The following is a 9,404-nucleotide window of genomic DNA, read 5'->3' as shown; positions in this document are numbered from 1 at the left end:
TGATAATTATGTGTCAAAAAATGATGGTTCGACACAAGTTCTCTATGTAAATAAGAGAATTTTGTCTGATTTTTTTCAAAATGAGAATTGCTGCATTTACCTGGAATAAACTGCCAGCCAAAATGTAATTTTTTTTACAGTTGACTGGTAAACTATAAAGAAATATAAAAGTTAAAGTCTTTGTCAAACAAAGCGTTTAAAGATACCTAAGTAAAAAATCATCTACCTTGTCCCAAGTTATAGTTATTTAGTCTAAGGTTCTACATCACTCATAATGAATTTGAATTCTTATAAGAAGATTTTAGTATTTCAGGTAATTATTATAACTTTTGCGCTGATTTTGACTAGTAAGCCAAGTTTCGGGCAGTCTAAAGAAAATTCTCAGGAAAGTCCTATAGTAGTTTGTCAAGCTTCTAGGGTAGCACTCTATCAAAAACAGATAGATAAACTACTAAGCCTGATACAGCAGCGATTGTTAATCCAGAGCTTTGTTGCACAATGGAAATGGAATCACAACAACGCTATTGAAGCTCCTGAACGTGAACAGGTTTTACTAGCACAGCTTCGCAAGCAAGCACCAGCTTATGGTCTTGATCCAGATGTAGTTGTAGTTTTTTTTCAATGGCAGATATTCGCTGGAAAATTAATCCAGATAAGTAATTTTCAGAGTTGGCAAAAACAAGGCATAGAATTTTTTGATAACGTGCCTGACTTGAACCGGACATTGAGACCATCACTGGATAAGTTAAGCCCAGAAATTCTCTCAGCATTAGCAACGCTTTCTCCAGTCCTCAATTGCCCGATATTACAGCAGATAATTCAGTCACGCGCTCAGATTATTCTTCGTGGAGATGCAATTGATGACACAGTGCGTCGTATTGCCATTGCACCTTTGATAGAACTCAAAGGTATTTCATGCCGAGATATTCCTGGGCTTGATATAAAAAACTGAAATTTTGCAAGGCAGACACTAAAAATCGCTAGTATCAAAGTCAGTCCTAACCAAAGTGAAAGAATTAGGAGTTTTGAATGTGCTGTCAGGGTTGCAAGAGGCGTTTTACCGCGATCGCTTGCTTGGTTCTGTTGTCATGGGTGATGTTGCGGCAGCAAAGACTTTCGCTCCGCTTTGCTAAAATATTACCTATCAAAGCTATTGCTGCGATCGCAGTTTCTCAAGCACTGCATCTGTAAAGGGATTCTTGCCAGCGCGTAAGTCTTTTACCCAGCTTTGACGTTGTGCTTTGCTATCCCCATCAGCCTTAGCAATATATGCCTCAAAGTCTTTAATTGCTCCCTTGGTGTCCCCTGTCAACGCTCTGGCTAACCCTCGGCTGTCTTGGATATTGCGATCGTCTGGCGCAATTGCTACGGCTTTGTCACAGGCATCCATGACTTCAGCAGCATATCCACCCAGACTACCGTCCCAACACAGACTATTCCAAGCATTCGCAGAAATTTCCGCTTTTGGATTGATGTTTTGGGCTTCTCGATAAGCAGCGGCTGCTTGCTTAAACTGTTTCCCTTTTAACAATTCTTCTCCTGTTGTCACTAGTAGAGAAGCAGCTTTTGTTTTTGGCTGAAAGTCTAAACTAGGGTCTAACTTCAAAGCCTTTTGAAATGCAGCAAGTGCAACTTCAACATTTCCTTGTTTTCCTAACTCATCTCCCTGCGTAAACTGTTTCCTTTCTAACAATTTTTCTCCTCTTGTCACCAGTAGAGAAGCGACTTTTGTTTTTGGCTTTAAGTCTAAACTAGGGTCTAACTTCAAAGCCTTTTGAAATGCAGCAAGTGCAACTTCAACATTTCCTCGTTCTCCTGACTCCTCTCCTTCCTTAATTAAAGCTGAAGCCTTGGCTAACTGTTGAGCTTTGGTCTCTGGATTGAAGGTTAAATTTGGATTCCACTTTAATGCTTGGCGGAAGGGTTCAACGGCATCCTTAATATTACCCTGTCTTGCTTGTTCTTCACCTTCTTTAATCAAAAAGGAGGCTGCTGCTATCTTTCTAGATTTATCTTGGCATACTTCTAGTTGTACCAGTTCTTTCGGATGATTAACCAAGTAATCATCTAAGAAACTACAACCTCGTGTGAGTAATTGCTCAAATCCTTCAACTGGCCATAGTACTATTTTATCATCACTGCTTGCGGTTGCTAAGTAGTTACCATCCGGGCTAAACTCTACATCTTCTAATTCTCCTAAATGGTCTTGATATTCTGCTAACAATTTCCCGTTAAGAGTCCAAACTTTAGTACTGTAACGGTCTTGAGTAACTAAACGTTGTTTATCTGGGCTAAATCGTAACCTATTAATTGAATTGTATCCTTTAATTTCTACCAACATCTTTCCAGTTAAATTCCATAGTTTAGTATTACCGTCACTTCCTGCTGTTACCAAATACTGTTCATTTGGGCTGAATTGTACCTCATTAACTGCTCCTTGATGTCCGTTAAATTTTACGAGTAACTTTCCAGTGATATCCCATAGTTTAGCAGTACCATCATTTCCTGCTGTTGCTAAAACTTTACTATTAATCCCAAATTTTACTTTATTAATTCCATTTTGATGTGCTTTGAATTCCGTTATTTTTTGTCCATTCAGTTTGAATAGCTTTACAATATCATCTTCCCCTACTGTTACAAAGTACTGCCCATTTAGACTAAAATGCATATCTGTAATTGAGTCCTTATGATCAATAAATATTTTTTTATCTAGATTGTTTAAGCTCAACAAAATTATCCGGTCAACACGATTAACACGATTAGCAACACCAGCATCCCGCCTCTCTCCTCTCAAAGCAAAGTATTGCCCATTAGGACTAAATTGTATATCTTGAACATCAATTGAATATTTATCCAATTTTCTTAATAATTTGCCCTTGCTATCCCATAACTTAATATCCGAACCTCCACCTATAACTATCCGCATACCATCTGGACTAAAAGCTGCTGCATTAATATTATGATATCCCTTAAGTTGGGCTAATAGTTTTCCTTGAATACTCCATAATGTATCAAAAGTTTCATTATTCCAGTGTCCAGTAATTAACTGTTGACTATTAGGGCTGAATCGTACTATAGACCTTCCTTTAATTTGCTTTTTAGTCTTTTGCTCAAAATTAAAAAATCTGATCCCACCATCAGTTTTTACGATTAGTTCTTTATTAGTAAGATGAAAGTCACTGATGTAGCCTTGTTGACTTCCTTTTAATTCAAAGACCTTTTGTCCAGAAAGACTCCATACTCTAATTGTTTGATCGCCATCCTTTATTAATATAAGTTTTTCATCGGATGTAAATGATACTTCGTTAGCATACTGTATAGCACCTTGAAAACTATTTATAAGTTTCCCATCAAGACTCCATAAATTAACTTCTCCTGTGTCGTCCACCGTTACTAAGTTTTTTCCATTTTGAACAAAGCGTACTTCTTTAACACCGTTATATCCATACTTGCCAAATTCAGCTAACTTTTGTCCACTTAAGTTCCATAATTTAATAGTCTGGTCATTATCTACTGTTACTAACCGCTCTCCATCTGAACTAAACTGAGCTTGAGAAAGACCACCTTCAACCTTTTGTGGCATAATCCATGACCGACTACCAGTAGAAATTTTTTTTCTCTTATAATAAACAGCACTTCGTGAAGCTCTAAATTCTATTAATTTTTGACTATTAAGTTTCCAGAGTCTAACGATTCCATCATCCCCTGCTACTAGTAGCTTTTGACTATCAGGACTGAAACTTGCAGTAGTAATACGCCTTCCTAATGGTAGTTTTAATTCAGCTAGTTTTTCTCCATTGCGGTTGTATAACCTTATAGCTTTTTTATTTAATGAAGAGTCTATTTGTGGTATTATTAAAAGATTTTCATCCGGGCTAAATTCTATATTACTTGAAGCGAGATTTGAATTAAATATCTTAAATTGAGCTAGCTTTTGTCCATCTGAATTAAATATTGTTGCAATATCCTCACTTCTTCTTATTGTTATTAAGTACTTTCCACTAGGACTAAAATCAGGTAGCTCATTAGTCGCGTTAGCATCGAATTGATCTAACTTTCGCCCATCCATATTCCACAACGTAGCATTGTCTGCTCCAGTGATTAACACACGCTGTCCGTCTGAACTTCTTATAACTTCATTGATAAATCCTCTATGACCTTTAAACTCTATAATTTTTTGTCCATCAAGCTTAAATAAATAGCCTACATCGCCTTTTCTAGCGGTTGCCCATTGTCCATCAGAGGTAAAGCTTTCTAAAAAAATATTATTGCCAATACTATTTATTTTATTATGTTCATGGATATTACCTAGTATATTTGTAAGTGCTAATACTGGGCTAGTAGTTGGATAATTTGCTAAATTTTTACTATCTTTAACTAAAGCTTTTAAATCTTGACCAGCGTGCATTGCCCGCAATAATGCTCCAAGTTGATCTGATTCAAATTGTTTTAAAGTATTATTGCCTTCTCGCTCTACTCTGGAACTTTCGCTAGCATTTTTAATGTTATTAAATGACAAAAATCCTATTCCAATTGCTGCAAATAAAGTTGTGGCTAACACAATAGATCCAACCAAAATCCGCTGATTAGCTGTTTTATTTGCTTTTCCTAAAATTTGTTGAGTTTCCTCAGATTGTTTGAGCTGCTGTTCAGTCAACAGGCGTTGCTCTTGTTCTAATAAACGTTGTTTTCTTTCCTTTTCCAGTTCCTCTATTAACTCGTTTAATTTCGGCTCTTGTTGCTGATGAATAAACAAAGCTATATAATCATGCACTAGCTGATAACGGTCAGCCGGATTCTCTGGTAGCAAAACTACTAAGCCAGATTTTACTAAAATCTCTAACACCAAATCTAGCCTATTGCTATTACTAGTTATATCTGGGACTAATGCTTGTAGTTCTCGTGATAATTCTGCACAAGTCTTTAGTGGACGAGTACCTTTTTCATCCGTAAGCAAGTACAACAATAACTCTGCTATTTGCTGATTCTCAACACCGCAATCATTAACCACTTCCGCCAAATAGCGTTTAACCAGTTCTTCTTTCGTACCACGCTGCTGATATTCGGCTAGAGTCGTTATGTTCTCAGTTTGCAGCTGCGCCCCTGCCACTTGTAATTCAATTGGGCGCACTTCGCCTAGTTCTATAGCTAAATCCTGTACCAGTTGCTCAATTAAAGCAGGCTCCAAATGAAAGCTAGTAGTTTCTGTTAAGCGCTCAATAATTGACTTAGCATCTGTAAGTGAAAAATTCCCTAATTTGTAAAGGACATTACTGCTAAGAATATCCTTGCCAATAATCGTCATATTAGATAGCTCATTGCACTCTAGCAAGTAATGCAAATAATCTACTCGTAATGACAGAATTACTTTCACCGAAAGAATATTAAGGCACTCTCCCAAGAACTCAAAAAACTGCTGTCTTTGTTTTGATAGAGGATAAACAAAGAAAAACTCTTCAAACTGATCAAAAATCAGCACTGTTCTAAGATTATGCTGTTCATTTTCTCGCAGTTGAGCAATTAAAGCCGAAGTTTGAATTTCTGAAGTGGCAGCCTCAAACTCTTTTGGTTCTTCATTTCTAGCTTTACCCGAATGGTGCAATGCCTTATTTATTAACTTTCCTAAATCTTCTACCCAGTTGGTATAAACACGCATTGTTACAGGTAAATAATCTTGAATTCCTACACTTTTATTTTTTAAAGCCGGAATTAATCCCGCATTTACCAGCGAACTTTTACCTACACCTGACTGCCCATGAATGACTATTATTTTATAATCGGGTCGTCCCAGGCGTTCAATCAACCGTTCTACATCGAATAAGCGACCTGACGCAGCAATTTCTGGGGCGATATTTTCTTGAATTTCAGCTTTATTAATAGCTACTTGAGCCTGCTTAGTTGACTGTAATCTACCTGCACCAATAAACGCCCGTAAACCAAACTGCTGTTCAACAGACTGCTGGTGTTGTTTGATATTATATGCTTTGAGATATTCTTTTTGCTCAAAGTAAAGCCGTTGCAAGTAACTGAGAATATTCAGGTGTAGCCTTAAATCCAACAGTGGGCTAACACCATCTCTTGCAGCTTCTAAATTGGCAATTGCTGAAGAAATTTCGCCTAATTGATATTCACCCTGTGCCAATATATATTTATAAAGACTGGAATCATGTACAATCACAGATTCTTGTGGAAGTTGCGATACTACCCCGGAAATATTTATTAATTCACGATTAGGAATTGCTGACAAGACAGTTAAAGCTTGCTGTGCAAACTGCTTGGCTTCACCCCAGTGCCCTCGTGCCAGTGCTACTTGTGCTAAAAAACTATAATCTTTAGCTAATTCGATGGGCTGATTTACAGCCTGATGTATCTCTAAAGCTTGCTGTGCTAATGACTGTAACTTATCCCACTCTTTCAAATCCCGTAGGATATTCCCAAATTTCACGAAAGAACTGGCTACAAAATTTGCTCTTTGAGCTTCGTTGAGAAAGTCAACATATTCTTGAGCAGATTGCCGAGTCGCTTGCCAATCTAGATGATTAATATCTGATTTTTTTAAAGCTTTGAGATAATAGCAAAAAGCAATCTCACTTAAAATCTTGTTCTGTGTAACTAAATTATTGAGGTGTTTCCAAACAGTTCTAGCTTGCTGATAAAATTCTAAAGCAGCATCTAGCTGATTATTAAACTGTTTTATTAACCCAAGCAATGATGCTAAATTAGCTTGAATCTCAAGATCATCAGTTTGTAACTCTCTTTGCGCTGCTACTAATTCTGATTCGAGTATTCTCGCATCATCTATACTTAAACTTAAATTATCGCTAAAATATTTATCAGCCAGTTGTTTAATGAATTGGGTTAAATCATCAGGCGCGATCGCAAAACTTCTGCTAGTTCCCCAGCTTTCCAAGTCAGGGGCAATCTCCATGATCGTGTGGTGGATTTCTTCGCTAATCCACACGACTACGGGAACAGACAAGTTTTTGCGAAATTCTTCGCGTACCTGATTAGCACTTGTCAACATCTGCGGTAAATCATGCAATGATTCCCAGCCCACAATCATCAAAGCTTGGGTATCTGGCTGTAATTTTTCACGGATTGCGCTATAAAGCGTTCTTTCCGATTCTTCCAGTTGCACTACCTGGATTTTAATTTGGCTGATTTCATTTAACCTTTCTATCAAGCTAGTCCGTAAATCACTATAATTGCACCGCGCCCAAATCAACTTAAACTTCCCCACCGAAGCAAGAAGTGTCCAAGCTAGCTGTTGTAGCGATCGCTCGTTGTCCGTGGGTTCATTTTCTGGCTGGCCCTGTATACTCATACAATTTTAGTAACCGTGAACTGCTCCCTCAACTACCCAACTCCGCTGCCTCTGCCAATATCGGATTGATATCAAACCAGGATTCGCCCCCATCTCGGTATTCAAACACAAATCTACTACGGATTAACTTTTGGTATCCTTGGTCATCGCTGACTTTCTTCTTTTGCTTAACATAACGCAATAACTCCCACTCTTCATCTGAAATCGGCATTGTCATCTCATTGCGTCGAGCGCGAATTACTTGCTCCAGGGTATTCCGGGAAAGCGGCAGTGTCATTTCCTCCTGTATCAAGGTATTGAGCAACCTGAGCAAATCTCGCACATGACCACCACTCAGTCTGCACAGGCGTTCTAAGGTTTCTGCACTGTCGAAAATTTCAGTAATTTGGTTTAACCGCTCGTCTGGTTGCAAATCGGGAAATGCTCTAGCCAACACCATCTGCTGCATCAGCCCCATCCCCTCAAGATGTATGCTCCCGTCTGGCCATTGCACTGGAACCATCGGCAGTACCTTCGGGTCTTCCGGGAATCTTTGGGTCAGCATTCCGTAATCGTTGGAGAACTTCAGCGCCAGGGGCATTGTGAAAACTAAATGGCAGTTGAGCTTTGTCAAAAACTCCCCCTGATCCACAAACAGATATTCCTGCTGTGGGCGACCCCACGGTTTAATTCGGTTATCTATGCGGTCGAGGTTATCTACAATCACCACCAATCCCTTTTTCCCCTGCTGCTTCAGTTTGGCGATCGCTGGCTCTAGCAGCTCTCGATTAATCGCTGACAGTAATCTGGTTTTCTGTGGCCCCAAGTATTGGTTGAGTTTTTCCCGCAGCATCGGGTTGCTTTTTGTCTTCGCTGTGATTTCTCCAATTCCCAGTGCTAGGGAAAATTTCTCCTTTTCAGTAGACAAGCCAACGTCGCCAACTGGTGTTTTTACCTTAAACCCCGTTACCTCGGAGTCCAGCACTCTCAACGCACCTTGCAGCAGTTCGTGGAATTTGTTCGGTTCCGAGAGCGTGATTTTCTCCAGACTTTGGCTTACACGATGTGCGATCGCTAGCAACACATCTGCAATGTCCACGTCCGTCATTTCTAAGTCTTCACTCGACTCAAAATATACTACGTGATAACCTGAATCCTCTAATTCCACCTGTAATCTTACTAGCTCTGTCGATTTTCCACAGCCGATATGACCAGTGAACAGGGTGCAGGTGGGTTCGTTCGCTTTGAAGAATGTGATTTTCTGCTTCAGCTTGCCAATAATATCGCCGCCCCTCACAGAGGAAAAGTCAATGTAGTACTTCTTATCTGAACCTTGATTCACATACAAAGTCCGGCTGGGGTCTGTTCGCTGGAAAAACTCTAGTAAATCTATGCTCATAAATAAGTAATATACTGATTTTTAATATTTTTTAGAAAGAGAATAAATATTAGACTTTATTAAATAACACTAAACTGAATCTTTACTCCCCTATTTTAAGTGGTTACTGCTCAACATGAATATTCAAATACTTGCAGTCATAGGTTCCCCCGGTAGTATCCTTAAGGGTAATATTTCAGGGGGAGCAATGCGATTTTGTGAGCTAACTCCAAAGGTCGTGCGATCGCCGATCATCAATGCTGAGTATACAGGGTTAGCGCATCTCAAAGCCTATTGACAAATGGATTCTAAGAGAGTGTTGAGTTAGGGAAAGCCGCCGCCAACACAGAAAGCATATACTGATCATTCATAGCGGCTTGCCGAGACTTTTGGCGAATACTGCGGCAAAAAGATGATTCTCGCTCTAAGGCATTAAGAGCAATGCGACGTAGCAAAGAAAAATTTTGTGGACTGTGCAGAGAACGAATTCGACATTCATCCTCATTGAAAGTGACATCTAATGTCCAATGAACAGAATTTTCAATACCCCAATGTTGTCGAATGGCACTACCAATTTTGTGAGCATCACTCTTCAGACTAGTAATGTAAAATTGCACCTCCTGGGTAGTTTTATCCCACATTCCGCACTTCATGATGTAGTATATAAAGTTACGTAATTCCGTTCTGATACGAGTAGATAAAAATACTCATAAGCTTTAAGTA

Annotated in this window: 5 protein-coding genes and 1 pseudogene; 3 read left to right on the top strand and 3 right to left on the bottom strand. The window is 38.9% G+C overall.

What is annotated here, in order from left to right; translation table 11 throughout:
• The first annotated feature begins 274 nt into the window (after positions 1 to 274).
• Together aroQ and V7K76_RS32215 are read left to right on the top strand one after the other, a co-directional pair.
• Positions 275 to 952 (top strand): gamma subclass chorismate mutase AroQ, encoded by a 678-nt coding sequence (aroQ, locus tag V7K76_RS32220; protein WP_334777334.1) that lies wholly within the window; start codon positions 275 to 277, stop codon positions 950 to 952.
• 55 nt (positions 953 to 1,007) lie between these two features.
• Complete coding sequence (locus tag V7K76_RS32215) at positions 1,008 to 1,133, top strand: hypothetical protein (protein WP_334777335.1); 126 nt, start codon at positions 1,008 to 1,010, stop codon at positions 1,131 to 1,133.
• A 17-nt stretch (positions 1,134 to 1,150) separates the two neighbouring features.
• Here V7K76_RS32215 and V7K76_RS32210 read toward each other — a convergent pair whose 3' ends face one another.
• Positions 1,151 to 7,324 (bottom strand): nSTAND1 domain-containing NTPase, encoded by a 6,174-nt coding sequence (locus tag V7K76_RS32210; protein WP_334777336.1) that lies wholly within the window; start codon positions 7,322 to 7,324, stop codon positions 1,151 to 1,153.
• Between the two features lie 28 nt (positions 7,325 to 7,352).
• Complete coding sequence (locus V7K76_RS32205) at positions 7,353 to 8,702, bottom strand: ATP-binding protein (protein WP_334777337.1); 1,350 nt, start codon at positions 8,700 to 8,702, stop codon at positions 7,353 to 7,355.
• Positions 8,703 to 8,817: 115 nt separating this feature from the next.
• Here V7K76_RS32205 and V7K76_RS32200 point away from each other — a divergent pair, with 115 nt between their 5' ends.
• The gene (locus V7K76_RS32200; RefSeq protein WP_334777339.1) at positions 8,818 to 8,979 is read left to right on the top strand and encodes a hypothetical protein; all 162 of its coding nucleotides are present in this window, start codon (positions 8,818 to 8,820) and stop codon (positions 8,977 to 8,979) included.
• Between the two features lie 10 nt (positions 8,980 to 8,989).
• On the opposite strand, the pseudogene V7K76_RS32195 reads toward V7K76_RS32200, so the two are convergent.
• Positions 8,990 to 9,358 (bottom strand): annotated as a pseudogene (locus V7K76_RS32195) (ISAs1 family transposase); the annotation flags it as partial.
• Positions 9,359 to 9,404 lie beyond the last annotated feature (46 nt).

Source organism: Nostoc sp. (assembly GCF_036917975.1).
In the GTDB taxonomy this organism is placed as follows: Bacteria; Cyanobacteriota; Cyanobacteriia; order Cyanobacteriales; family Nostocaceae; genus Nostoc.
The sequence above is the reverse complement of the archived record's forward strand: the minus strand, read 5'-3'. Positions and strand labels throughout refer to the sequence as shown.

Excerpts from the sequence above, each read along its gene's own strand:
- aroQ (WP_334777334.1), top strand. The coding sequence starts at position 275 with ATGAATTTGAATTCTTATAAGAAGATTTTAGTATTTCAGGTAATTATT.
- V7K76_RS32210 (WP_334777336.1), bottom strand. The coding sequence starts at position 7,324 with ATGAGTATACAGGGCCAGCCAGAAAATGAACCCACGGACAACGAGCGA.
- V7K76_RS32205 (WP_334777337.1), bottom strand. The coding sequence starts at position 8,702 with ATGAGCATAGATTTACTAGAGTTTTTCCAGCGAACAGACCCCAGCCGG.
- V7K76_RS32200 (WP_334777339.1), top strand. The coding sequence starts at position 8,818 with ATGAATATTCAAATACTTGCAGTCATAGGTTCCCCCGGTAGTATCCTT.